A 25711-nucleotide genomic window follows, 5' to 3' on the forward strand; every position below is an offset into this window, starting at 1 on the left:
CCACTCACAGCCGAGGCACGGAAAGCGCGCCGTCGACATTGATGATCGAACCGGTCGAAAAGCCCAGTCTCCCGGCAGCGAGCGCGGCCACCATGGCGCCGATGTCGGAAACTTCGCCCCAGCGTTTCGCCGGCACCAGGCCGCTGTCTATCAAAGCGTCGTATTTGGCGGTCACGCCCGCCGTCATGTCGGTGCGGATAATGCCCGGCCGCAGCTCGAACACGCCGATGTTTTCCGGGGCGAGCCTGAGCGCCAGATTCTTCACCCACATCGAAAGCCCTGCCTTCGATATGCAATATTCGGAGCGTTCCGGCGAGGCCATCTCGGCGCTGACCGAGGTGATGGTGATGATCGATTTCGCTTCATCGCTGGGCTGGCGGAGCATCGCCTTGGCGACCGCCTGGCTGAGAAAGACGGTGCCCCGCAGGTTGACGCCGATCGCGCGGTCGAAATTGTCGGGTTTGAGGTCCAGCAGGTCGCCCCGCACCACGGCGCCGACGCCGGCATTGTTGACCAGGCAGTCTATGCGGCCGAATGCGCGCATGGCGGTTTCGACCAAGGCGGCGTGGCTGGAAAGATCGGCGATGTCGCAGCTGACATAGGCGAATTTGGCGCCGCGTTTGGCGACGTCTTGCGCAAGCTCGTCAGCGGGTTTCGCGGCAACATCGGCGACAAGGATGTCAAAGCCGGCATCAGCGAGTGCCTGAGCGCAGGCAAGACCAATTCCGCGCGCGCCGCCGGTGACGATGGCTGCGGGGCGGGTCATCGGATACTCATCCTTATGTCAGCGCCGCCCCTCATCGCCCTGCCGGGCACTTCTCCCCGTATAGTGACGGGGAGAAGGACGCTGTTATCGCCTGCTTCACCATGCGCCAGCATTGCAGAAAAAGCGCCGAGATTGCGGCCAGCGTGCTTCTCCCCGTTTACGGGGAGAAGGTGCCGGCAGGCGGATGAGGGGCGGCGCTGACCGATCATGCGGCGAGGTCCGTCTTGCGGATGTGCTCGGCGACGCGCAGCGCCTGGGCGGCGATCGACAGCGCCGGGTTCACGGCGGCCGAGTTCGGCAGAAAACCGGCGTCGACGACGAACAGGTTCCGGTGATCGAAGGCACGGCAGAACGGATCGAGCGGCGACGTCGCCGGATCCTCTCCGATTTTCACCGTGCCGCACTGGTGCGAGGGCGTGCGTTTGTCGAAAGGGCGCGACAGCACCAGGGGATAACCGCAGGCGCGAAAATTCTCGCGCATCACCTTGGTCAGCCCGTCGAGCGACTGCATGTTGGAGCGCCGCCATTGCATGACGATGTCCTTGCCGTCGGCCATGATGCGGCTTTCGGGATCTGGCAGGTCCTCGCACATCAGGTACCAGTCGACCGCATGGCCGGCCATGAAATCGAGCGCGAATTTCGGCACTCGTTTCACATTGGCCTTGAGCATGTTGCCGTCGATCTTGCCGAGAAGCTGGACATTGCCGAGCGGTTTGCCGCCCTTGCCGTCGGAGAGGTAATAATCGTTGAGCATCAGCGTCTTCTGGTAGACGGCATCGTTCCGGCGGCGCGGATCGATCGCCAGCATGGCGCTCGAATTGTGGTTCATGAAGTTGCGGCCGACCTGGTCGGAGCGGTTGGCCAGGCCCTTGCCGCCCCCCTTGCCATTGCTGGGTGAGGGCGAGCGCAGCAGGATGACCGCTGAATTGACCGCGCCGGCCGACAGGATGACCAGTTTTGGCGACAGCTTTTTCAGCTCGCCGCTCTGGCGGTAATGAACCGCTGATACGGTTTTACCGTCCGGAGCAGTCTCGAGATATTCGACATGGGCGCCGGTTTCGAGCTTGATGTTAGGATCGTTCAGTGCCGCCGCCAGCGGTGCGGTCTGGGCGTCCATCTTTCCCTGGCCAGTGTTCGGAAAAGCGTCCCAGCCGGTCCTGCCTTCTCTGAGCCAGGTGTCGATGTCGACGCCGAGCGGCAGCGAGGCCGGATGCAGGCCCAGCCGCTTGAGCTCGGCTCGGGCACGGGCGATCGGCGCCTCGTCGGGCACAGGCTTATAGGCATAGGGGACCGAGTGGAACGGCTCGGTCGGGTCTTCGCCAAGCGCGCCGCGGACGCGAAAAAGCTGCTCTGCCCTGGAATACCAAGGCTCGAATTCGTCATAGGAAAACGGCCAGGGCGGCGAGACGCCGCCGAAGTGCTCCATGGCGGAGAAATCCTCTTTGCGGTAGCGGATCAGCACCGCGCCGAAGAATTTCGAATTGCCGCCGACATAGTAGTAATTGCCCGGATTGAAGGACGCGCCACCGGCCTCGCGCCACATCTCCTTCGGCCGGTAATGGCCGTCGACGAAGATCGAGCGCGTGTCGCGCGCATGCGGCGTTGCCGGCAACGGCTCACCGCGTTCCAGTATCAGGATCGAGGCGCCACTGCCGGCTAAGCCGGAGGCGATCGTGGCGCCGCCGATGCCGGAGCCGATGATGACGATATCCGGGTTTGTCATGGCCTAAAGCGCGCCGCTTTTGAATGGACACATGCGACGCGCTTTAGGTCTATTGTCTTGATGCATGTCGTTGCCCCAAAACCGGACCCACTTTTGGGCGACGCGCATTAGCGAATACGGCTCTGGGTCGCCGGATCGAAGAACACCGCCTTGGTCAGGTTGAAGGCGAGCGGCGTGTTGGTGCCGGGCTGGATGTTGGCATCTGCGCGCAGCCGCGCCACCACGCCTTTACCGCCGAGGTTGGTGACGGCGAAGGTATCGGAACCGGCCGGCTCCACAACCTCGATATGGCAATCGGCGGTGGCGATTTGCGAGGCGTTGCGCTCGGCGCCTTCCGGATCGGTGAGCGCCTCCGGACGAACGCCGAAGATGACCGGCTTGCCCTTGAACGCCGACAATCCGGCGGGGGCATTGGCCATCGGCAGAGTGATCGGCTGGCGTGCCTCGCGATCGAGCACGACGGCCAGGTCGCCGCCATTGCCGTCGATGGTCGCCGGGATCAGGTTCATCGCCGGCGAACCCATGAAGTCGGCGACGAAGACATTGCTGGGGTTGTTATAGATCTCGGCCGGCGTGCCGAATTGCTGCACCTCGCCATCGCGCATGACGGCGATCTTGGTCGCCAGCGTCATCGCCTCGATCTGGTCGTGGGTGACATAGACGATGGTTGTGCCGGTGGTGGCATGCAGGCGCTTGATCTCGATGCGCATGTCGACGCGCAGCTTGGCGTCGAGGTTGGACAGCGGCTCGTCGAACAGGAACAGCTTGGGGTCGCGCACCAGCGCCCGGCCCATGGCGACGCGCTGGCGCTGGCCGCCCGAAAGCTGGCTTGGCTTGCGGTTCAGCAGATGGCCGAGCTGCAGCACCTTGGCCACCTTGTCGATCGCCTTTTGGCGTTCGTCGGCCGGCACGCCGCGCATCTCCATGCCGAAGGAGATGTTCCCGGCGACCGTCATGTTCGGGTAGAGCGCGTAGCTCTGAAACACCATGGCGATGTCGCGCTTGGACGGGTGCAGATCTGTGATGGTGCGGCCATCGACGCGGATATCGCCGGAGGTGATCGTCTCCAGTCCGGCGATGGTGTTGAGCAAGGTGGACTTGCCGCAGCCGGAAGGACCGACCAGCACCAGGAAGCCGCCCTTTTCCAGTTCGAGATTGATCCCCTTCAGGATCTCGACCTGGCCGAAACGCTTCCTCAGACCATCAATTTCCAGAAAAGCCATTGGGTTATCCTTTGACCGCGCCCGCCATCAGGCCACGCACGAAATAGCGGCCGGCGAGCACGTAGACGAGAAGGGTGGGCAGTGCCGCGATCATCGCGGCCGCCATGTTGACGTTGTATTCGACGACGCCTGTCGAGGTGTTGACGACGTTGTTGAGCGCCACCGTCATCGGCATGGCGTCGCCGGTGCCGGCATAGGCGGAGGCGAACAGGAAGTCGTTCCAGATGTTCGTGAACTGATAGATGACGGTGACGACGAAGATCGGCATCGAATTCGGCAGCATGATGCGCCGAAAGATCTGGAAGAAAGAGGCGCCGTCGACCTGCGCGGCCTTGACCAGTTCGGTCGGGAACGCCTCGTAATAGTTGCGGAAGAACAGCGTGGTGAAGCCGATGCCGTAGACGACGTGGACGAACACCAGGTTCACCGTCGGGTTGCCGAGGCCGAAGCTGGTTCCGACCGTGTTCTGCAGCGTCACGCCGAACCGGCCGAGGCTGCCCAGGATCGTCGCCATCGGCAGCAGTACCGACTGGAACGGGATGAAGCAGGCAAACAGCATCAGCCCGAATACCAGGGTCGCGCCGCGAAAACGCCATTTGGTCAGCACGTAGCCATTGAGCGCACCGAGCATGGTCGAGATCAGCACGGCCGGAACCACCATCTTTATGGAGTTCCAGAAATAGCCCTTGATGCCGGCGCAGGTGAGGCCTACGCAGGTCTCACCCCAGGCCTTCAGCCAGGGGTCGAAGGTCGGCGCCTTTGGCAGCGCCAGCATGTTGCCGTTCTGGATCTCGTCCATGGTCTTGAACGAGGTCACCAGCATGACGAACAGCGGCATCAGGTAGAACAGCGCGAACAGCGCCAGAAGCCCGTAGATGACGATGCGGTTGACGATCTTGACGTTCATGCCGCTGGCCTGGCGAGCGGGAGTGGTCGCGGCGCTCATCGCGACTTCTCCCTGAGTTCCGAATAGAGATAGGGCACGATGATGGCGACGATGGTCATCAGCATGATCACGGCGCTTGCCGAACCGACCGCCATTTCGTTGCGCTTGAAGGTGTATTCATACATGAAGTTGGACGGCAGCCAGGCCGAGCCGCCGGGGCCGCCGCTGGTCAGTGCCACGACCAGGTCGTAGGATTTGATGGCTAGGTGCGCAAGCACGATGAAGGCCGACAGGAAGATCGGCCGCAAGAGCGGAATGACGATGCGGCGATAAAGCTGGAAGGTGGTGGCGCCGTCGATCTGCGCCGCTTTCATGATCTCGCCGTCAATGCCGCGCAGGCCGGCCAGGAACATCGCCATGATGAAGCCGGAGGCCTGCCAGACGCCGGCGATGACGACGGTGTAGATGACGAAATCCTTGTTCTTGATCCAGTCGAAATGGAAGCTCGTCCAGCCCCATTGATGCAGCGTCTGTTCGAGACCTAGGCCGGGGTCGAGGAACCATTTCCAGGCAACGCCGGTGACGATGAAGGAGAGCGCCATCGGATAGAGGTAGATGGGACGCAAAACGCCTTCGCCGCGAATCTTCTGGTCAAGCAGGATGGCCAGGAACAGGCCGAGCGCCAGGCAGATCAAGATGTAGAGAAAGCCGAAAATGCCCATATTGGTGATCGACGTGTACCAGCTCGACGGCGGGTCGGTGTCGAAAGTCCAGCCCCACAACCGCTGGTAGGCACGCGCGCCTGTTATGGCATAGGACGGGAAGGTCTTGGAGTTGGTGAAGGACAGATAGATCGTCCACAGGATGAAGCCGTAGACGAAGACGATGGTGATGGCGAAGCTCGGCGCCAGCACGATCTTGGGCAAGGCATCCTGCAGGCGCGAGCGCACCGAGGTGCGCGACCGCTCCGGTGTCAGCTTGATCTGGGTTGTCGCTACACTGCTCATGGGGTTCCTCCCGTCGGCATCCGGCCGATCGGCCTCACGGACCGGAAACCTTCCCCGCCGGAGCGGGGAAGGTGTTGTGGCCGGCGCTTACTTGGCGTCGTCGATCGCCTTGACCAGTTCGGTCACGGCTTCGTCCGAGGTCTTGATCTGACCGTGGACAAACTTCGAGATGACGTCCTTGTAGGCATTGGCGACAGCCGGAGGCGCGCCATAGCCCTGGGCCAGCGAGCCGAACAGCGTGCCGCCTTCATTGGCCTTCTTCAGGTCGGCGATACCCTTCTTGCCGCAAGCGTCGAAGTCGGTGTCAGGCACGTCGGTGCGGGCCGGAACCGAACCCTTGACGACGTTGAAGGCCGACTGGAAGCTCTTCGACAAGGTGGCGGTGGCCAGAGCGACCTGGGCAGCCTTGCGGTCGTCCGGAACGTTGAACATGCCGAACATGTCGGAGTTGTAGATCACCGAGCCGTCGGTGCCCGGGAAGCGATAGCAGAGGAAGTCCGTCCCCGGCGTCTTTTTAGCGGCGTGGAACTCGCCCTTGGCCCAGTCGCCCATGACCTGCACCAGCGCATCGCCCTTGATGACCATGGCGGTGGCGAGGTTCCAGTCGCGGCCCGAGAAGTTCGGGTCGACATAGGTGACGAGCTTGGCCAGATTGTCGAACGACTTCTTCATCGTGTCGGACTTGAGCGACGCGTCGTCGAGGTCGTTCATCGCCTTCTTGTAGAACTCAGGTCCGCCGGTCGACAGCACGACGGAATCGAACATGGTCGCTTCCTGCCAGTTCTGGCCACCAAGCGCGAGCGGGGTGACCCCGGCCGCCTTGGCCTTGTCGAGCAGGGCGATGAAATCATCGAAAGTCTTCGGCTCGGTGCCGCCGATCTTGTCCATCACCGCCTTGTTGATCCACAGCCAGTTGACGGAGTGGACGTTGACCGGAGCGGCAACCCACTTGCCGTCATAGACGGAGAACTTCTGCAGCGCGGCCGGAACCGACTTGTCCCAGCCTTCCTTCTTCGCCGTCTCGGTGAGGTCGCCCATCACGCCGGCAGCGGCATAGTCGAGCACGGTGTAGCCGAGCATCTGCGAGGCGGTCGGATAGTTGCCGGCCGCGACCATCGCCTTCAGCGCGGTCATGGCGGCATCGCCGCCGCCGCCGGCCACGGGAACGTCCTTCCAGGCATAGCCTTCCTTGGCCAGATCGCCCTTGAGCACGTTGAGAGCAGCCGCTTCGCCGCCCGACGTCCACCAATGCAGCATCTGCACTTCCTTGACGTCCTCGGCATGGGCCGCGAAAGCCAGGCCCGAAGCGAGCGCCGTTCCGATAAGCAGTTTGCGCAACATGTACTTCCTCCCTTGTTGCATTACACGACCGGTGGCAGCCCACCGGGTTCTTCCCAACTCAGCCGACCCACCAACCGGTGCGCTGGCCGCGATGAAACTGGATTGTCTTTTCCTCTGTATAGTCCTCAACAGCGCGCTTGCCGAGTTCGCGGCCCAGGCCCGACTGCTTGTAGCCGCCGAACGGCAGTTCTGGATAACCTTCCATGAACGTGTTCACCCAGACAGTCCCCGAACGCACGCCCCGCGCCACCGACATGCAGGTGTCGATGCTGGCGCTCCACACACCCGCCGACAGACCATAGGGCGTGTTGTTGGCGATGCGCAACGCCTTTTCAATCGATTCAAAAGTCAGCACCGAGAGCACCGGCCCGAACACTTCCTCGCGCGCGACCGTCATGTTTTCGGTGACGTTGCGTAAGATCGTCGGATTGAGATATTGGCCGGCATTGGAAGGGCGTTGCCCGCCGCCACTGTAGATGCTGCCGCCTTCACTCGCGGCAGCCGCGACGTAACCCGTCACCTTGGCCAGATGGTCGGACGAAATCATCGCGCCGACCTTGGTTAGGTCGTCGAGCGGATCGCCCACGGTTACCCTGGCGGTCAATGCCTTCACGGCGCCCAGGAAGTCGTCGGCGATCGCCTCATGCACGATCAGCCGGCTGCCGGCATTGCAGCACTCGCCGGCGTTGAAGAAGCCGCCGAATACCGCGGCATCGGCTGCGGCTTTAAGATCGGCATCGGGGAAGACGATCTGGCCGTTCTTGCCGCCGAGTTCCATCGAAACTTTCTTAAGGGAATTCGAGGCCGCGGCCATGGTCATCTTGCCGACACGGGTGGAACCGGTGAACGAAACCATCTCGACCAGGGGATGGCTGACCATCGGCGCGCCGACATCGGCGCCGAGACCGGCGAGGATGTTGACGACGCCAGCGGGAACGCCGGCTTCCAACAGGATATCACCAAGCACGAAGGTCGAGGCCGACGTCATTTCGCTTGGCTTGACCACGGCCGTGCAGCCGGCGGCGAGCGCGAAAGGCAGTTTCTGGCTGACGATGAGGAAGGGGAAATTCCACGGCGTGATGATCGAGACGACGCCGATCGGCTCGCGCAGCACGACGCCCAGCATGGCATCGCCGAGATTGGCGTAGCTTTCGCCGTGCAACGTGCGGGCCAGCGAAGCGGCATAGCGCCAGATGTCGACGGCGCCGCCGATCTCGCCGCGCGCCTGGGCGATCGGCTTGCCGGATTCCAGCGCATCGAGCCGGGCGATGTCTTCCAGCCGGATCTCGATCAGGTCGGCGGCCTTGAGCAAGATCGCGGCGCGTTCGGACGCTTTCATGCGCGGCCAGGGGCCGGTCTCGAAGGCCCTGTGCGCCGCCTGCACCGCGGCTTCCACTTCGGCGGCACCCGCCTGAGCATAGTGTGAAACCATGAAGCCGTGGCCGGGGCTCTTGCGTTCCAGCATGCGGCCATCGCGGGCATCGACATGCTTGCCGTCGATCAGAAGCTTGTATGCCTTGGGGGCCACGGAGGCCTCGGCAGGCATGGAAATCTTCAGAGGTGCATTCATGTGATTTCCACTCTGTCCTACGAACGCGAAAACACGGGCTTCTGCTTGGTCTTGAAGGAGCCGACGCCGGCCTTGAGATCACCGGTGAGCGCGATGAAGCCGCTGGCCAAGGCTTCTGTTGCAGCGGCGCTTTCCTCGCCTTCCGCCACCGCAATCATCAGCTTGGCGGCTTCGGTGGCCAGCGGTCCGCGTGCGGCGATTTTTTCAGCCCAGATCCTGGCTTCATCCGAGGCCTTGCCGGTTTCGACGACGCGGTCGACGACGCCTAGCGCAAGCGCTTCCGGCGCCAGAAAAATCTCGCCACCGACAGCCATGCGACGCACCGTCTGGGCGCCGAAGCGACGCACCGCGCGCTGCGTGCCGGACCAGCCGGGGACGACGCCGATCGAGGTCTCGGGGAAGCCGAGCTTCACCTGCGTTTCCGCTACGCGGAAATCACAAGCCACAGCCAGTTCCAGCCCGCCGCCAAGCGCGTGGCCGGACAGAACGGCGATGGTCGGTTGCCGCAGCCGCGCCAGCCGGTCGAAGACGCGGTGGCCGTAGCGCACCCATTGCACCTGGAAATCGGCGGCACTCATGCTCCCCCAGGCCTCGACGTCGCCGCCGGCGCAAAATCCCTTGCCTTGGCCGCATATGAGGACGACGCGGACATGCTGAGCGCTTTCCGCCTCGTCCAGCGCCGCTTCCAGCGCGCGCAGCATCGGGATATCGAGCGCATTGAACTTTTCCGGACGGCGCAAGGTGACAATGCCGATCGCGCCATCCTGCTCGAAGGTGACGAGGCGCTCAGCCATGCGCGCCTCCGAGCGAGGCGCCGCCATTCAGCGACAGGCCGATCGGCCGATCCTGGTAGAGTGCCGCCGGCGTCACCTTGAGGTCGTTGGCTACGTTGAGCGGGATCTCGGCCTGCGCCAGCACATCGCGCTCGAGGTCGATGCCCGGCGCCAGTTCCATCACCATCAGCCCATCGGGCGTCAGCTTCATGACGCAGCGCTCGGTGACATAGGTGATGTCCTGTCCCTGCGCGACGGCGCGCTTGCCGGAGAAGGAGATGTGCTCGACCTCCTCGACGACTTTCTTGACCTTGCCTTCCGCGTCGATGCGGATGCCGCCATTGGCGAGCGACAGCTTTGCCCCGGCATTGAAGAAGCCGGAAAAAACGATCTTCTTCGCCCGTGACGTGATGTCGACGAAGCCGCCGGCGCCGGCGGTGACATGCGGCCGCGCCGAAAGCCTGGACACGTTGACCGAGCCGTGGCGATCGATCTGCAGGAAGGAGAGCAGCGAAGCGTCGAAGCCACCGGCCTGGAAATAGATGAACTGGTGCGGCGAGGGCATGATCGCCTCGGCGTTGGAGGCGCAGCCGAACTTGAAGTCGAGCAACGGCACGCCGCCGACCGCGCCCTGTTCGATCAGCCAGGTGACCTTGCCGTGCTGGCCTTCTTCCAGAAGAATACGCGGCACGTTGGCCGAAATGCCGAAGCCGATGTTGACGGCCATGCCGTCGCGAAGCTCCATGGCGACCCGGCGCGCGATCACCTTTTGGACATTCATCTCGGCATTGCGGAAGCTCGACAGCGGCCGGAAGATCTCGCCGGAGATTGCGGGATCGTAGGGCGTCAGCGTCGTCTGCAACTGATCCGGCGCAATGACGATATGGTCGACCAGCACGCCCGGCACGCGCACATCATGCGGCTTCAACGTGCCGTTCTCGACGACGCGTTTGACCTGCGCGATGACGATGCCGCCATTGTTGCGGGCGGCGAGCGCCTGCTCCAGCCCGCCGAGATAGGCCCCCTCATGCTCGTAGGTAAGGTTGCCGCGCTCGTCAGCCGTGGTGGCACGGATGATCGAGACCTGCGGCACGATGGCGCGGAAGTAGAGCCATTCTTCGCCGTCGAATTGCTGCACCGACACGATCGGCTCGGCGGCGGCGGCGTTCATGGCGCAGCCCTGGTGGCGCGGGTCGGCGAAAGTGTCGAGGCCGACCTTGGTCAGCACGCCCGGTCGCTTGGCGGCGGCCTCTCGGTGCATGTCGAACAGGATGCCGGACGGCACGTTATAGGCGGCAACCGCATTGTCGCCGATCATCTTCCAGATTTGCGGCGGCTCGGCGGAGGAGGGACCTGACGGATAGGAGCCGCACAGCGTACGCTTCAAGAGGCCGGGCTTCGCCAGATGATCGATGCCCTTGATGCCATACATGTCGCCGGCGGCGATCGGGTGCAGCGTGGTGATATCCTTCGGATGGCCCTCGCCATCGAAGCGTTCGCCGATCGCGGCGAGCACGGCGTCTGGACAGCCGAGGCCGCTCGACGAGGACACCGAGACGACCATGCCGTCCTTGATCAGGCTGGCGGCCTGCGCCGATGAGACGACCTTGCTCAATTCATGCTCCCGAGTTTCGGGTCGATCTTGACGGTCTTGCCGGAAGCCGCCGATTGCAATGCCGCCTCGGCCGCGGCGAGCGACCAGATGCCGTCTTCTCCGGTGGCGGAAGGCTGGCGCTCGCCACGGACCGCGGCATGGAACCCGCGTACCGACCTGGCGTATAGATCCTCGCGGTCGAAGCTCAACTGTTCTTCGCCGCTGGCGGTGCGCAGGAGGACCGAGCCGGCCGGCTTCTGCGTCATCACATCGCGGGCGATGAGCGAGCCCCGCGAGCCGTGCACCTCGAAGCCGGTGTCGGCAAACCTGGTGGTGAACCCCTCATGCGATTGCGCGATAAGGCCCGATTTGAAGCGCCAGACGCACATGGCGCCATCTTCCAGCCCGCTCCCGGCCATGCCGGCGGATTGCGTGAAAGCGGAAACCTCGACCGGATCGTCGCCAAGCACGAAGCGCAGCGTGTCTGCATCGTGCACGGTGATGTCGAGCACCACCCCGCCGCCCGCCTCGGGCCTGGCGATGCGCCAGCCCTGCAGGTTTTCGGGCAGGTAGACGGAATGGAAGACACGCGCGGCAATGGGGTTGCCGATGCGGCCCGCGGCAACGGCGTCGCGCATGGCGCGGTGCGCACCGGCATTGCGCAGATGATGATTGGTACCGAGCACGACGCCAGCCGCCTTGGCCGCGGCGACCATCTTGCGCGCGTCGTCGCTGGTCAGCGCCAGCGGCTTCTCGCACAGCACATGCTTTCCCGCCTTGGCAGCGGCCAGCGCCTGTTCGAAATGCAGTTCATTGGTGGTGGAGATGTAGACGGCGTCGATGTCGGATCCGAGCAAGGCGTCGAGATTCGATACGGCGGCTGGAATGCCATTTTCCCTTGCATAGGCCGTGGCGCGTTCCGCGCTGGAACTCATTACAGCCGCGATCCCGCCATCGGGTTGAGCGCGAATGGCATCGATCATGAATTGCCGGGCGATCGTGCTGGCGCCGATCAGCCCCCATTTGACGCTCATGTCGCGGTTCCCGCTGCCACGGGCCTTTTTCGCGTGCGGCGATCCGGGCCGCAGCTTTCCCTGACCACGAGATTGACGGCGCCGACATGATCCTCGGCCCGCGTGGTGCGCGACTGGATCATCTTGATCATGACGTGGGCCGCGCGTTCGCCGAGACCGGCGGAGTCCACCGCTACGCTGGTCAGCGGCGGCATATAATGTTCGGCCTCGACCACATCGTCGAAGCCGACGACAGCGAAATCCGCGCCCGGCTCAAGTCCGCGCTTGCGCAGCGCCAGCATGACGCCAAAGGCAACGGCATCGTTGAAGCACAGCGCCGCGGTCGGCGGCTCGGCCATTGCCAGCGACGTTTCCAGACAGGCCATGCCGCCCTTGCGGTTGGTCTCGCCCTCGATGATAAGCGCATCGCGGGCGTCGATGCCGAGCGTCTCGCAGGCCTCGCGAAAGCCGCCCAGGCGCTCATGATAAACGACGAGGTCGGACGAACCGCCGAAGAAGGCCAGGCGGCGATGCCCCTTGCCGACGAGATGCGAAGTCGCGAGATAGGCGCCCCGATGATTGTCGGGAGCAATCACCGGAATGCGGCTTTCAGGCAGCCGGCGCATGGCGAAGGCAATCGGCAGACCGGCTATTTCCAGCCGCCGGAACGCCCCTGGCGTCGTGCCGCGCGCCGGGGAAACGATGAGCCCGGCGACGCCCTGTTCCATCAGAGACTTCAGCACTTCTTCCTGGCGCACCGGATTTTCGGCAGTGTTGGCGATGAAGGGCACGATGCCGGCCGACTGGAAGACCCGCTCCATGCCGACCGCCATCTCGGCGAAGAACGGATTGGTGAGGTCGTTGATGACCATGCCGATGACGTTGGAGTGGGCCTTGCGCAGATTGGCGGCGCCGCGGTTATAGACATAGCCGACATCCTCGATCGCCTTGCGAACCTTGACCGCGGTTTCGGGGCGGATCAGGCCGCTGCCCTGGAGCACGAGCGACACCGTCGATTTGGACACGCCTGCTTCGCGGGCGATGTCGAAGATCGTCGCCTTCGGCCGGCTGGCCATCCAGATATCCTCCCCGGTTTTTTCAATCGAATTTATTGGAACGTTCTAATCCTTGCTCCGAGGATGAGTCAATCAGGATTTTTCTCTAGCAAGAGCAGCAGGTCATATGCGGTCAAACGATATGCTACCCAGGGGGTCGTTGTGTTGCAACGCAGCATCGCTGGCCGTCCATCTCAAACCTTAAAGGTTCTTGATTTATTGGAACGTTCCATTTAGGAGACACGAAAGGGAGAGATCCATGGACATTGCCTTGCCTGGCGAGGGTGGCCGCAGCACACCCTACGCGCTTGTCGGACAGCCGGTCCAGCCGGTGACCGGCGCGCGGTTTTCGCGCATCGCCTATGCCGCCGCGCATGTCGTCGCCGATCCGCTGGGAATGACAGATCCATGGTCGCGGCCCGTTGTCGATTGGGACAGGACGATGGCGTTTCGTCATCATCTATGGCGGCTCGGCTTCCGCATCGCCGAGGCAATGGACACGTCGCAGCGCGGCATGGGTTTCGATTGGACGAATGCGCAGGAATTGATCCGCCGTTCAATCGCGGAGGCGCGGACCGTCGCTGGCGCCGATCTCGCCTCGGGTGCGGGCACCGACCATCTGGCACCGTCGAAGGCCCGGACGGTCGACGACGTGGTCGCCGCCTATGAGGAGCAGTTCGCTTTCATCGAAGGCCAGGGCGGCAAGGCGATCATGATGGCCAGCCGCGCGCTGGCGGCCGTGGCGAAGGGGCCAGACGATTACGCCCTGGTTTACGACCGCATATTGGGCCAGGCCTCCGGCAAGGTCATCCTGCACTGGCTGGGCGACATGTTCGATCCGATCTTGAAAGGCTATTGGGGCAGTGACGATTTCGAGACCACGCTCGATACGGTGATCGCCATCATGGAGCGCAATGCCGGCAAGGTCGAAGGCATCAAGATATCGCTGCTCGACGCCGGCAAGGAAGTGGCGCTCAGGAACCGGCTGCCGGACGGCGTCATGATGTTCACCGGCGACGACTTCAATTATCCCGAGCTGATCGCCGGAGACGGCAAGCGGCACTCGCATGCGCTGCTCGGCATTTTCGACGCGATCGCACCGGCCGCCAATGCCGCGCTGGCGAAGCTGGCTGCCGGCGATCGTACCGGCTACGACGCGCTGATGGCGCCGACCGTGCCGCTGTCACGAAAAATCTTCGAGGCGCCGACTGAATATTACAAGGCCGGCATTGTCTTCATGGCCTGGCTCAACGGCCACCAGGACCATTTCTCGATGGTCGGCGGCATGCAGTCGGCGCGCGGCATCCGCCATTATGCCGACGTCTTTCGCCTCGCCGACCAGGCAGGATTGCTGGCCGACCCCGACCTTGCCATTTCGCGGATGAAAAGCCTGTGTGCTGTCGCGGGGGCCTAAAACGCGTTTCGCGATCGGATCACCCGTCGTCCATTCCGGTGAGCGCCAAGACGCTCGCGTATTGATGCAAGGTCCGAATATCTGGGTTGGATGGTGGGCGTGACAGGGATTGAACCTGTGACCCCTGCAATGTCAATGCAGTGCTCTCCCGCTGAGCTACACGCCCATCCGAAGCCGCGCATACACCATTTTTGGTCAGGCGCGTCAATAGCAGGAAAAGAGGAAAAACACGTCGTCCCGCCGCGGCTGTGGACCGACGCCGGCGGCTTGCGAAAGGCGGTTCAAGCCGCCTGCAGCATCTTCTCGACCTCGTTGACCAGATCGCGCAGGTGGAAGGGCTTGGACAGCACCTTGGCGTCTTTCGGCGCCTTGGAATCCGGGTTCAGCGCGACGGCGGCAAAACCGGTGATGAACATGACCTTGAGATCGGGATCGATCTCGGTGGCGCGACGCGCCAGTTCGATGCCGTCCATCTCCGGCATGACGATGTCGGTCAGAAGCAGCGAGAACGGTTCCTCACGCAGCCGCTCATAGGCGCTGGCGCCGTTGTCGAAATCGCTGACCTGATAGCCGGCGCGCTCCAGCGCCTTGACGAGGAACCGACGCATATCGTCGTCGTCTTCCGCCAGAAGAATGCGTGCCATGTTATCCCGTCCGAATCACCCGCCGGAGACTGCCGTGGGGCAGGCCCGTTAACCATCCTGTATATGAGGAGGTGAGAGTAAACATCAAGTGAACGCGGACGCGCCTGACCCACATTTGCCCAGCCGCACGACCGCCGAAATGCTGGACATGCGGCCAGCAAGGTGGCAGTTTCATGCCATGATGCACTGGTGTTTTCGGGTTCGTTCAAATTGAAGACGGCAGCCGAGGATTTTTCGGTCTTTCCACCCTTCGAAATCCGGTCGGGCGCCGAGCAGCGCGTCCCCTTCCTTTTCAACTCGCCGCATAGCGGCCGCTACTATCCCGAACGCTTCCTTGCCATGGCAAGGCTCGATCGCAATGCCATCCGCCGCTCGGAGGATTGCTATGTCGACGAGTTGTTCGGCGGCGCCGTGGCGCTCGGCGCGCCGCTGCTGGCGGCGAATTTCCCGCGCGCCTATCTCGACGTCAACCGCGAGCCCTGGGAACTCGACCCGCGCATGTTCGCCGAGCCGGTGCCGTCCTTCTGCAACATCCGCTCCGCGCGCGTGGCCGGCGGGCTCGGCACCGTGCCGAAGCTGGTGGGCGAGGGGCTCGACATCTATTCGGGCCGCTTGCCGCTCGCCGAGGCGGTTGCCCGCATCGAGGCCGTCTACAAGCCCTATCACGAAACGCTGAAGCGGCTTTTGACCAGGACCCACGCTCGGTTCGGCTTTGCCGTGCTGATCGATTGCCATTCGATGCCGGCGAGCATCCGTGTCGGGGACAACGGGCTGCGGCCGGATTTCATCATCGGCGACCGTTTCGGCATCTCGGCCACCGCGGCCCTGACCGAAACCGCGATCGGCCTGTTGACCGCGATGGGCTATACGGTTGCCCACAACAAGCCTTACGCTGGCGGGTTCATCACCGAGCATTACGGCCGTCCGGCGCGTCATTTGCATGCGCTGCAGATCGAGGTCAATCGCGGGCTCTACATGAATGAGCGGACATTCGAGAAAGCCGCCGGCTTCGACGCGCTGGCCGACGATCTGACGCGGTTTTCAGCCGACCTGATGGCGATGCCGGACCATCATTTCATCGATCTGCCGCTGGCCGCGGAGTGAAGACCACGCCTTGTCTCATGCGTGCCACCGCCCAAGATTTTTGTGTGCTTCTTTGGACGGCCCGCTCCAGGAGCGGCCGTGAAAAAAAGACCGCATCGTTTGCACGATACGGTCGAAGTCTAGGGAGGAAACGCCCAAGGAGGGCATGGACAGGAAACCCTGTCCGAGATTGAGGGTATTGTGCAGCGCACAAATGTCAAGCGACGTTTAGGCTTTTTTAATTCAGAGTGATGTGGAAATTGCGTTTCGATGGCGTTGGAGTGACATTCCGGCAACAGTCGTCGCGGCGGATAAATCGATAAACAAGCTTGTCTTGGCGGGGAAGTCGCGGCAGGCCCGGCTCGGGCGCGCTGCAAAGCGGGAGAATCAGTTGGACATCAGCATCGATTTCATGCGCCGTATCGCGCAAGCGGCGGCGGCGGAGACCTTGCCGCGCTTTCGCGCCCAGGGCGCGGTCGCCAACAAGGAAAAAGGCAGTTTCGATCCGGTCACGGAGGCCGATCGCGAGGCCGAGCGCGCCATCCGGGCGCTGATATCGGCCGAGTATCCCGACCACGGCATCCTGGGCGAAGAGCACGGCAGCGAGAACATCTCCAGCCGGCATGTCTGGGTGATCGATCCGATCGATGGCACGCGCGCCTTCATCTCCGGCCTGCCGGTGTGGGGGACGCTGGTCGGGCTGACGGTCGATGGTGACGCGGTCGCCGGCATGATGGCGCAGCCCTTCACCGGCGAGCTGTTCTACGCCAACGCTTCCGGTTCCCACTATGAGGGGCCGGGAGGCCCCCGCAAGCTGACGACCCGCAAGACGACGAAGCTGGCCGAGGCCACGTTGTTCACCACAACGCCGGCCCTGTTCAAGGGCGAGGCACGCAATCGCTATGACGCGTTCGAGCGGCAAATCCAGCTCGCCCGTTATGGCGCCGATTGCTATGCCTTCGCCATGATCGCCTCGGGGAGCGTCGACATCGTCGCCGATCCTGGATTGAAGCCTTACGACATCGTGGCGCTGATCCCGATCATCGAGAAGGCAGGCGGGGTCGTCACCACTTTCGACGGAGGGCCGGCGGAGAATGGCGGCGACGTTCTAGCGGCCGCCACACCGGAGCTTCATGCCGCCGCCATGGCTGCCCTGCGCGGCTGACATCACCTCCGGTCGGCGGCTTCTCGACCGCTGGAATGCCGCCGGCGTACGCCCATGGGTCTGCCTGAACGCCGCCAGCGCCTCCTTCCTGAAAAAGGGAGTGTCAGCTACACCCTCTCGCGGAAGAGCCGCGGCCCGTCAGGCTGTCGGGTCGTCTGAGCCGGGGACGAAGGCGTCGAAGGCAGCGAGGAATTGTTCGCGGTAGAGATCGGCTTCCTGCAGGATTTCGTGCTTGGCACCGTCGATCATCAACAGCGAACCCAGCCGTAGATTTCTCGCATATGCCTCCACCGCCCTGGTCGAGACGACCTGGTCGGCGCCGGCGGCGATGATCAGCAGCGGCACCTGAATGCGGGCCATGAAGTCGGGGTCGCTGATGGCTGCCGACGCCTTCGCCGCCGCCTGCAGCCAGCGGATCGTCGGGCCGCCGAGCGCCATTTGCGGATATTCTTCATAAATGCGCGTGTTACGGCGATAGCGTTGCGGATCCGATGTAACCTTGTTGGCTTCGAAGGGCAGCGTGTGTCTCGGCCTTGGACCCCAGGCGGCATAGAGCCAGCCGAGCCCCAGGGCGCAGAAAAACGAACAGATCCGGCGCACCGTCCCTATCGAGACCGGCAGGTCGGGCAATGTCAGGAACGGCGCGATCAGCACCATGCGCCGCACGCGGTTTACCATCGACGGCGCGGCAAGCAGCGCGATCACAGCGCCGGCCGAATGGGCGAGGATATAGTACGGTCCGCGGCAGTCCGGCAGCACGATCTCTTCGAAGAACTGCTCCAGGTCAGCCGTATAGTCGCGGAACGACCTGACATAGCCACGCTGGCGATCGCGGATCAGCCTGTCCGAACCGCCCTGACCGCGCCAGTCCAGGATGGCGACACCAAAGCCACGCGCGGCAAGGTCACGGATGGTCTCGAAATATTTCTCGATGCACTCGTTGCGGCCGCCGAGCAGCACCACGGTGCCCCGCATCGGCCGCGCCACCCCCGCGAACAGGCCATAACGTATTTTTTTGCCGTCGCGCGTGGTGAAAAAGCCGCCCGTGGCGTTTTCCGGTCGCGGATTGCCCTCGGTTTCGTGGAAGAGCGGAGTGTCGTGGAAAAGATCCGTCATTCGGCGCTTTGTGCTCGGCGTCCTTGCGCGCCAGCCGGTCGCGGCTGGCCTCGTCACGGTGATAGACGCCAACACATCAAAAGCAAAGCAAATCCGGGTTATGGAGGACTGAGACGGGTCAGGCCGGAAGCGGCTTTGAGCGCGCTTCCGGCCCCTGTCGATCCGGGAGGAAGGGACGTTAACACCCGGTTCGGCCTCGTTGCGGCACCTTCGCAGATCCGGCGCCGCCAATCCTTGATCTTGAAAGCCACTTTAGCGCGGGCTGTCTGAACGGGCGCCGAAGCACCGGTTCATCTGCCGTTCATCAAAGGTTGGCCGCCTCGTTCTTTTTTGCCGTCAAACGAAACTTGAAATGCTTTCGAGCGCTCCCCAGATGTGGGTTGCGGTCGCCAATCGGGGCCGCTGGTCCTCCCGAAACGCCGCTCGCGGGTTTCGCACCGACCATACGCAAACCATGTTGCTCAACAGGAGAACACCTCATGCGTCACGTTGATTTTTCCCCGCTTTACCGTTCGACCGTCGGCTTCGACCGTCTCTTCACCATGTTGGATTCGCTTGCGCAGCCCGACGGCGCGCAGACCTATCCGCCCTATAACATCGAGCGCACCGGCGAGGATTCCTATCGGATTTCGATGGCCGTCGCCGGCTTCTCGGACGAGGAAATCTCGATCGAAGCTCACCGTAACGTGCTGACCGTGAAGGGCGAGCGCAAGGACGAGGGCACCGGCGAGGGTTCCGAACTGCTCTATCGCGGCATTGCCTCCAGGGCCTTCGAGCGCCGCTTCCAGCTTGCCGATCATGTTGAAGTCGTCGGCGCCGCGCTGAAGAACGGCCTGCTCTTCGTCGACCTCAAGCGCAACATTCCCGAAGAGCTGAAGCCGCGCAAGATCGCGATCACCTCGGCTCCGGCCAAGGCCAAGCAGATCGAGGCCAAGACGGCAGCCTGACGACCGCATAAAATCTAAAGTCTCCTCCCGAGACGGAAGCGGCGCCGCGAGGCGTCGCTTTTTTGTCCGAAGATTGACTGTTATCCGGCGATCAGCTGGCCAAAGCGGTCGACTTCCTCAGTCGTCGTGGCAAAGCTGGTGACGAAGCGATAGAGCAGTTCGTCCTCGCCGATATGGCCGTCAAAACCATGCGGCCTGTGCCAGTCATAGAAGGCCGCGCCTGCCGCCTGCAGCCTGTCTGCTTCGGTTTTCTCGATCACCGCGAACACCTCATTAGCCTGCGGCAGCCAAGCGAGCTTTGCCGTGGCCGAATCCTCGATCGCCGCCGCCAGGCGCGCGGCCATGGCATTGGCATGCCTGGCGGTGTCGAGCCACAGCCCGTCCTTGAAATAGGCTTCGAACTGCGCCGCGACGAAACGCGACTTCGAAAGCAGCTGTGCGGCACGCTTGCGCAGGAAGGCCAGTTCCTTGGCACGGTCGAGGTCGAACAGCACGATCGCCTCCGCGCACCAGCAACCGTTCTTGGTACCGCCGAAGGACAGGACATCGACCCCGCGTTTCCAGGTCATTTCGGCCGGCGTGGTGTCGAGCGCGGCCAGCGCATTGGCAAAGCGGGCGCCATCCATGTGCAGTGGCACGGAATGCTGTTTGGCGATGGCCGAGATCGCGTCAATGTCGTCCAGACCATAGACGGTGCCGACCTCGGTCGACTGGGTGATCGAGACCGCCATCGGCCGGCCCCAATGAACGACCTCGCTTGCGAAACGGCCGATCGCCCTGCCCAGATTGGGCGGGTCGATCTTGCCCAGGGGACCGTCGACGGCGTGCAGCCGCGAGCCGCCGGAAAAATACTCCGGCGCGCCACATTCATCCTCGATGACATGCGATTCTCGGTGAGCGAAGGAAATGCCGCCCGGCTTGTTGAAGGTGGTCAACGACAGCGAATTGGCGGCGGTGCCGGTTGCCACGAAGAACACCGCGACCTCGCGTTCGAATATTTCACTGAAGCGCTGATAAACCGCCTCGTCGAGGGCGCTGTCACCATAGGCGGTGGCAAAGCCACCGGCCGAGGCAGACAGGCTGGCAACGATATTGGGATGGGCGCCTGCCCAATTGTCGGAAGCGAAGAACATGTATCTGCCTGTGTTGGGGAAATCAGCCGGAGTTGACCGGTTTAACGCGCCGACCGCAAGGGCCAGGCGCCGGAAAACCGTTAAAGCCAGCCAACGTGGCGGCAAGCGTGGGCGACTTAAGCTTACGTTTTTCCTCAACTCCGCGTAATTTTATGTCGCCAAAGCTCCAAATTTTTTGTGAATCGGTCTTGTGCGCGTTTAGGAATTCTGCCATAAAAATTTAGGACAGTAGTGCTGTCTTATTTTGTCGCACAAAACAGGCCGGATTGGCGTAACATATTGGCCTCTCCGGCTGTTGCCGCGAGCGACAGGTGGACGGCCGGACGCTGGCCTGTACGATACCAGATGCGAAGCATGCGAAAAGGCGCATGGTTCGAAAAGGATTTCGCAAGACGTGCCGCAAGGATCAGGGTGAGCCAAGCGCTTGCCGAGGCAAACCAGCGCCTGAAGGGCTGGAATGGAGGACAGGACAATGACGGAATTGACGCTCTCTGCGACGAACGGCCAGGCCGCGCAGACGAAAGCGGCCGCCGTCAAAAATACCTCCACCAAAAATCGCGCGTCTGCCGGCGGCCTGACCGCCCAGGGCCTCTACGATCCGCGCAACGAGCATGACGCCTGCGGCGTCGGCTTCATCGTCAACATGAAGGGCGTGAAGTCGCATCAGATCGTCAAGGACGGGCTTGCCGTGCTCGAGAACCTGACGCATCGCGGTGCCGTCGGCGCCGATCCGCTGGTCGGCGATGGCGCCGGAGTGCTGGTGCAGCTTCCGGATCTTTTCTTCCGTGAGGAGATGGCGGCTCAAGGTATCGAACTGCCACCGGTAGGCCAGTACGGCGTCGGACACTGGTTCATGCCGCAGGATGCTGCCCTTCGTGCACATATCGAGGAGATCATCGCCGAATCGGCGCAGTCCGAAGGGCTGCCGCTGCTCGGGTTCCGCGACGTGCCGGTCGACAATTCGTCACTATCGAAGGCGCCCGACATCGTCGCGTCCGAGCCGTTCCACCGCCAAGTCTTCATCGGCCGCACGGCCGACATCACCGACGACGAGGAATACGAGGCCAGGCTCTACCTGCTGCGCAAGGTCATATCGGGCCGCATCTACGCCGAGAACGACAACAAGGACATCGGCGCCTACTGCGTGTCGCTGTCGGCGCGCACCATCGTCTACAAGGGCATGTTCCTGGCTTATCAGGTCGGCGCCTACTACAAGGACCTCAAGGACCCGCGTTTTGAGACCGCGCTGATCCTCGTCCACCAGCGCTTCTCGACCAACACCTTCCCGTCGTGGAAGCTGGCGCATCCCTACCGCATGGTCGCGCATAATGGCGAGATCAACACGGTGCGCGGCAACAACAACTGGATGGCGGCGCGCCAGGCGTCGGTCGATTCCGAACTGTTCGGCAACAACATCTCGAAGCTCTGGCCGATCTCCTATGACGGCCAGTCCGATACCGCCTGTTTCGACAATGCGCTCGAGTTTCTGTTCCAGGGCGGCTACAGCCTCAGCCACGCCATGATGATGCTGATCCCGGAAGCCTGGGCCGGCAACAAGCTCATGGATGCCGATCGCAAGGCCTTCTACGAATACCACGCCGCGTTGATGGAGCCTTGGGACGGGCCGGCGGCGGTCGCCTTCACCGACGGACGCCAGATCGGCGCCACGCTGGACCGCAACGGCTTGCGCCCGGCACGCTATATCGTCACCGATGACGACCGCGTCATCATGGCTTCCGAGGCCGGCGTGCTGCCGGTGCCGGAGGAGAAGATCGTCCAGAAGTGGCGGCTGCAGCCCGGCCGCATGCTTTTGATCGACCTTGCCAAGGGCCGCATCGTCCCCGACGAGGAAATCAAGTCGGAGATCGCGACCAAACACCCCTACAAGACCTGGCTTGCCAATACGCAGCTCATCCTGGAAGATTTAAAGCCGGTCGAGCCGCGCGCGCTGCGCAAGGATGTCAGCCTGCTCGATCGCCAGCAGGCGTTCGGCTACACCCAGGAAGACACCAAGCTATTGATGTCGCCGATGGCGACCACCGGCCAGGAAGCCGTGGGCTCGATGGGCACCGACACGCCGATCTCGGCGATGTCGGACAAGTCGAAGCTGCTCTACACCTACTTCAAGCAGAATTTTGCCCAGGTCACCAACCCGCCGATCGACCCGATCCGCGAGGAACTGGTGATGAGCCTAGTGTCGTTCATCGGACCGCGGCCGAACATCTTCGACCTAGTCGGCAATTCGCGCCGCAAGCGGCTCGAAGTGCGCCAGCCGATCCTGACCAATGGCGATCTCGAGAAGATCCGCTCGATTGGCCACACCGAGGACCGTTTCGACACCAAGACGATCGACATCACCTATGGGTCGAGCGAGGGTGCTGCCGGCATGCAGGGGGCCATCGACCGGCTGTGCGAGCGGGCGGAGGCGGCAGTCGCCGGCGGCTACAACATCATCATCCTGTCCGATCGCCAGCTCGGACCGGACCGCATCGCCATTCCGGCGTTGCTGGCCACGGCCGCCGTGCACCACCATCTGATCCGCAAGGGGCTGCGCACCGCGGTCGGCCTGGTCGTCGAATCGGGCGAGCCGCGCGAGGTGCATCATTTCTGCTGCCTTGCAGGCTACGGCGCGGAAGCGATCAATCCCTATCTCGCCTTCGACACGTTGCTCGACATGCACAAGCGCGGCGAACTGCCCGAGGAGGTCGACGCCTACGAAGTGGTGTCGCGCTACATCAAGTCGATCGGCAAGGGCATCCTCAAGGTGATGTCCAAAATGGGCATCTCGACCTATCAGTCCTATTGCGGCGCGCAGATCTTCGATGCCATCGGGCTGAAGACCGATTTCGTGCAGCAATACTTCACCGGTACCGCGACACTGATCGAAGGCGTCGGACTGGATGAGGTCGCGGGTGAAACCGTCAGCCGTCACACGGACGGTTTCGGCAGCGATCCGGTGCTGCGCAACAGCCTGGAGGTCGGTGGCGAATACCTGTTCCGCATGCGCGGCGAGGCGCATATGTGGTCGCCCGACGCGGTCGCCACCTTGCAGCACGCCGTGCGCCAGGGATCGTGGGAGACGTTCAAGGACTATTCGGCGCAGATCGACAGCGAGACGGCCCGCGCCCAGACCATACGCGGCTTGTTCAAGATCAAGCTGGCGGATGAGACCGGCCGCACGAAGGTCGCCCTCGACGATGTCATGCCGGCGGCCGACATCGTCAAGCGCTTCTCGACCGGGGCGATGTCGTTCGGCTCGATTTCCAGGGAAGCGCACACCACGCTGGCGCGTGCCATGAACCAGATCGGCGGCAAGTCGAACACCGGCGAGGGTGGCGAAGAGGCCGATCGCTATCTGCCGCTGCCAGGTGGCGGCAAGAACCCCGAACGTTCGGCGATCAAGCAGGTCGCGTCGGGGCGTTTCGGCGTGACGGCGGAATATCTCGTCAACTCCGACATGATGCAGATCAAGGTGGCGCAGGGCGCCAAGCCCGGCGAGGGCGGCCAGTTGCCCGGCCACAAGGTCGACGCAACCATCGCCAAGGTTCGGCATTCGACGCCGGGCGTCGGCCTGATCTCGCCGCCGCCGCACCACGACATCTATTCAATCGAGGATCTGGCGCAGCTGATCTACGATCTGAAGAACGTCAATCCGGCGGCCGACGTCTCGGTCAAGCTGGTGTCGGAGGTTGGTGTAGGCACGGTCGCGGCCGGCGTTGCAAAGGCGCGCGCCGACCACATCACCATCTCTGGCTATGATGGCGGCACCGGTGCGTCGCCGCTGACCTCGCTCAAGCATGCCGGCAGCCCGTGGGAAATGGGTCTTGCCGAAACGCACCAGACGCTGGTGCTGAATGGCCTGCGCTCGCGCGTGGCGCTGCAGGTCGATGGCGGCCTGCGCACCGGGCGCGACGTCATCATCGGCGCGCTACTCGGCGCCGACGAGTTCGGCTTCTCGACCGCGCCTTTGATCGCGGCCGGCTGCATCATGATGCGCAAATGCCATCTCAACACCTGCCCGGTCGGCGTCGCGACGCAGGATCCGGTGCTGCGCAAGCGCTTCAAGGGTACGCCCGAGCATGTCATCAACTTCTTCTTCTACGTGGCGGAGGAGGTGCGGGCGCTGCTCGCCGAAATGGGCTTCACCCATATCGACCAGATCATCGGTGACGCCGACCTTCTGGAAAAGCGTGACGTGATCCAGCACTGGAAGGCGCGCGGGCTCGATTTCTCGAAGATGTTCTACAAGCCCGATGCGCCGCATGAAGCGGTGCACTGGACCGAGCGGCAGAAGCATCCGATCGACGATGTGCTCGACCGCAAGCTGATCGAACTGGCCAAACCCGCGCTGGAGGCCAAGCAACCGGTCAAGATCGAGGTCGACATCCGCAATGTCGACCGTTCGACGGGCGCCATGCTGTCGGGCGAGGTCGCCAAGCGCTTCAAGCACAAGGGCCTGCGCGAGGACACCATCCAGGTAAAACTCACCGGCACGGCCGGCCAGTCCTTCGCCGCCTTCCTGGCACGTGGCATCTCGTTCGAGCTCGTCGGCGCCGCCAATGACTATGTCGGCAAGGGCCTGTCGGGCGGGCGCATCGTCATCCGGCCACCGGAAGAGGCAAGGATCGTCGCGGCCGACTCCATCATCGTCGGCAATACGGTGCTCTATGGCGCGACCGAGGGCGAGGCCTATTTCGCCGGCGTCGCCGGCGAGCGCTTCGCGGTGCGCAATTCGGGCGTCGCCGCGGTCGTCGAGGGCGTCGGCGACCATGGCTGCGAATACATGACCGGCGGCGTCGTCGTCGTCATCGGCAAAACCGGCCGCAACTTTGCCGCCGGCATGTCGGGCGGTGTCGCCTATGTGCTGGACGAAGCAGGTGATTTCGCCGAGCGCTGCAACATGGCCATGGTCGAGCTGGAGCCGGTCCCAGAAGAAGACGATCTGATGGAAAAGCTGCTGCACCATGGCGGCGACCTCGACCACAAGGGCCGCGTCGACGTGTCTGGCGACATGACCAGTCATGACGAAGAACGGCTTTACCAGCTGATCTCGAACCACGTGCACTATACGGGTTCGGTGCGCGGCCGCGAGATACTCGACGACTGGGCTATTTTCCGGCCGAAATTCCGCAAGATCATGCCGGTCGAATACCGCCGCGCGCTGATCGAGATGGAACGCATGCGCATGGGCGTCGCGGCCGAATAGATTTGAGAATTGCCGGGGGGCCCAGGCTTCCCGGCCCCTTCATCGACAGTTT

General features: G+C 63.1%; 19 protein-coding genes and 1 tRNA gene. 5 read left to right on the forward strand and 15 right to left on the reverse strand.

Translation table 11 applies throughout. The annotated features are described in order from the left end of the window. Window positions 1–4 precede the first annotated feature (4 nt). The 11 genes from LB571_RS17415 to LB571_RS17465 all read right to left on the reverse strand — a co-directional run bounded on the left by LB571_RS17415 (window position 5) and on the right by LB571_RS17465 (window position 12972). Window positions 5–766 carry a 3-ketoacyl-ACP reductase gene (locus LB571_RS17415; RefSeq protein ID WP_015315819.1) on the reverse strand — a complete coding sequence of 254 codons (762 nt, stop codon included), beginning with the start codon at window positions 764–766 and terminating at the stop codon, window positions 5–7. 205 nt (window positions 767–971) lie between these two features. After that, the gene (locus tag LB571_RS17420; RefSeq protein WP_140661772.1) at window positions 972–2489 is read right to left on the reverse strand and encodes an FAD-dependent oxidoreductase; all 1518 of its coding nucleotides are present in this window, start codon (window positions 2487–2489) and stop codon (window positions 972–974) included. A 107-nt stretch (window positions 2490–2596) separates the two neighbouring features. Further along, the gene (locus tag LB571_RS17425) at window positions 2597–3712 is read right to left on the reverse strand and encodes an ABC transporter ATP-binding protein (protein ID WP_224596345.1); all 1116 of its coding nucleotides are present in this window, start codon (window positions 3710–3712) and stop codon (window positions 2597–2599) included. A gap of 4 nt (window positions 3713–3716) precedes the next feature. Further along, window positions 3717–4658: a carbohydrate ABC transporter permease gene (locus LB571_RS17430; RefSeq protein ID WP_015315822.1), complete on the reverse strand. Its 942-nt coding sequence runs from the start codon at window positions 4656–4658 to the stop codon at window positions 3717–3719. Beyond that, window positions 4655–5605, reverse strand: coding sequence for a carbohydrate ABC transporter permease (locus LB571_RS17435; protein ID WP_015315823.1), 951 nt, complete (start codon window positions 5603–5605; stop codon window positions 4655–4657). The genes LB571_RS17430 and LB571_RS17435 overlap by 4 nt, the downstream gene beginning before the upstream one ends. 87 nt (window positions 5606–5692) lie before the next feature. After that, window positions 5693–6946, reverse strand: a complete 1254-nt coding sequence (locus tag LB571_RS17440; RefSeq protein ID WP_140619348.1) for an ABC transporter substrate-binding protein — start codon at window positions 6944–6946, stop codon at window positions 5693–5695. Window positions 6947–7004: 58 nt separating this feature from the next. Further along, the gene (locus LB571_RS17445; protein ID WP_224596348.1) at window positions 7005–8516 is read right to left on the reverse strand and encodes an aldehyde dehydrogenase family protein; all 1512 of its coding nucleotides are present in this window, start codon (window positions 8514–8516) and stop codon (window positions 7005–7007) included. A 17-nt stretch (window positions 8517–8533) separates the two neighbouring features. Continuing rightward, on the reverse strand, window positions 8534–9310 hold the full coding sequence (locus LB571_RS17450) for an enoyl-CoA hydratase/isomerase family protein (RefSeq protein ID WP_224596352.1): 777 nt from the start codon (window positions 9308–9310) through the stop codon (window positions 8534–8536). After that, window positions 9303–10904, reverse strand: a complete 1602-nt coding sequence (locus tag LB571_RS17455) for an acyl CoA:acetate/3-ketoacid CoA transferase (protein WP_140619356.1) — start codon at window positions 10902–10904, stop codon at window positions 9303–9305. The genes LB571_RS17450 and LB571_RS17455 overlap by 8 nt, the downstream gene beginning before the upstream one ends. Then, a complete protein-coding gene (locus LB571_RS17460) occupies window positions 10901–11917 on the reverse strand; it encodes a Gfo/Idh/MocA family protein (protein WP_224596354.1) in 1017 nt (338 codons plus the stop codon). The genes LB571_RS17455 and LB571_RS17460 overlap by 4 nt, the downstream gene beginning before the upstream one ends. Next, complete coding sequence (locus LB571_RS17465; RefSeq protein WP_140875197.1) at window positions 11914–12972, reverse strand: LacI family DNA-binding transcriptional regulator; 1059 nt, start codon at window positions 12970–12972, stop codon at window positions 11914–11916. The genes LB571_RS17460 and LB571_RS17465 overlap by 4 nt, the downstream gene beginning before the upstream one ends. A 238-nt stretch (window positions 12973–13210) precedes the next feature. Between LB571_RS17465 and LB571_RS17470 the strand changes: the two genes are divergently transcribed. Next, complete coding sequence (locus tag LB571_RS17470) at window positions 13211–14365, forward strand: dihydrodipicolinate synthase family protein (protein WP_140823112.1); 1155 nt, start codon at window positions 13211–13213, stop codon at window positions 14363–14365. A 91-nt stretch (window positions 14366–14456) separates the two neighbouring features. On the opposite strand, the gene LB571_RS17475 is transcribed toward LB571_RS17470, so the two are convergent. Together LB571_RS17475 and cpdR are read right to left on the reverse strand one after the other, a co-directional pair. Further along, window positions 14457–14531 (reverse strand) — tRNA-Val (locus LB571_RS17475). A gap of 115 nt (window positions 14532–14646) precedes the next feature. After that, window positions 14647–15009, reverse strand: a complete 363-nt coding sequence (gene cpdR / locus LB571_RS17480) for a cell cycle two-component system response regulator CpdR (RefSeq protein ID WP_006199474.1) — start codon at window positions 15007–15009, stop codon at window positions 14647–14649. A 162-nt stretch (window positions 15010–15171) separates the two neighbouring features. Here cpdR and LB571_RS17485 point away from each other — a divergent pair, with 162 nt between their 5' ends. Next, window positions 15172–16113: an N-formylglutamate amidohydrolase gene (locus LB571_RS17485; protein WP_140721345.1), complete on the forward strand. Its 942-nt coding sequence runs from the start codon at window positions 15172–15174 to the stop codon at window positions 16111–16113. A gap of 370 nt (window positions 16114–16483) precedes the next feature. Next, window positions 16484–17257, forward strand: coding sequence for a histidinol-phosphatase (hisN, locus tag LB571_RS17490; RefSeq protein WP_140619367.1), 774 nt, complete (start codon window positions 16484–16486; stop codon window positions 17255–17257). A 138-nt stretch (window positions 17258–17395) separates the two neighbouring features. On the opposite strand, the gene LB571_RS17495 is transcribed toward hisN, so the two are convergent. Next, window positions 17396–18373 carry an alpha/beta fold hydrolase gene (locus tag LB571_RS17495; RefSeq protein ID WP_224596359.1) on the reverse strand — a complete coding sequence of 326 codons (978 nt, stop codon included), beginning with the start codon at window positions 18371–18373 and terminating at the stop codon, window positions 17396–17398. 479 nt (window positions 18374–18852) lie between these two features. On the opposite strand from LB571_RS17495, the gene LB571_RS17500 reads away from it, so the two are divergent. Then, window positions 18853–19320, forward strand: coding sequence for an Hsp20 family protein (locus tag LB571_RS17500; RefSeq protein WP_013893124.1), 468 nt, complete (start codon window positions 18853–18855; stop codon window positions 19318–19320). A gap of 80 nt (window positions 19321–19400) precedes the next feature. Here the strand turns inward: LB571_RS17500 and LB571_RS17505 are convergent, their stop codons facing one another. Next, the gene (locus LB571_RS17505; RefSeq protein WP_224596362.1) at window positions 19401–20453 is read right to left on the reverse strand and encodes a threonine aldolase family protein; all 1053 of its coding nucleotides are present in this window, start codon (window positions 20451–20453) and stop codon (window positions 19401–19403) included. A 472-nt stretch (window positions 20454–20925) separates the two neighbouring features. On the opposite strand from LB571_RS17505, the gene gltB reads away from it, so the two are divergent. After that, window positions 20926–25659 (forward strand): glutamate synthase large subunit, encoded by a 4734-nt coding sequence (gene gltB / locus LB571_RS17510; RefSeq protein ID WP_015315835.1) that lies wholly within the window; start codon window positions 20926–20928, stop codon window positions 25657–25659. Window positions 25660–25711 lie beyond the last annotated feature (52 nt).

It is taken from the genome of Mesorhizobium sp. BR1-1-4 (genome assembly GCF_020165375.1).
GTDB lineage: Bacteria > Pseudomonadota > Alphaproteobacteria > Rhizobiales > Rhizobiaceae > Mesorhizobium > Mesorhizobium australicum.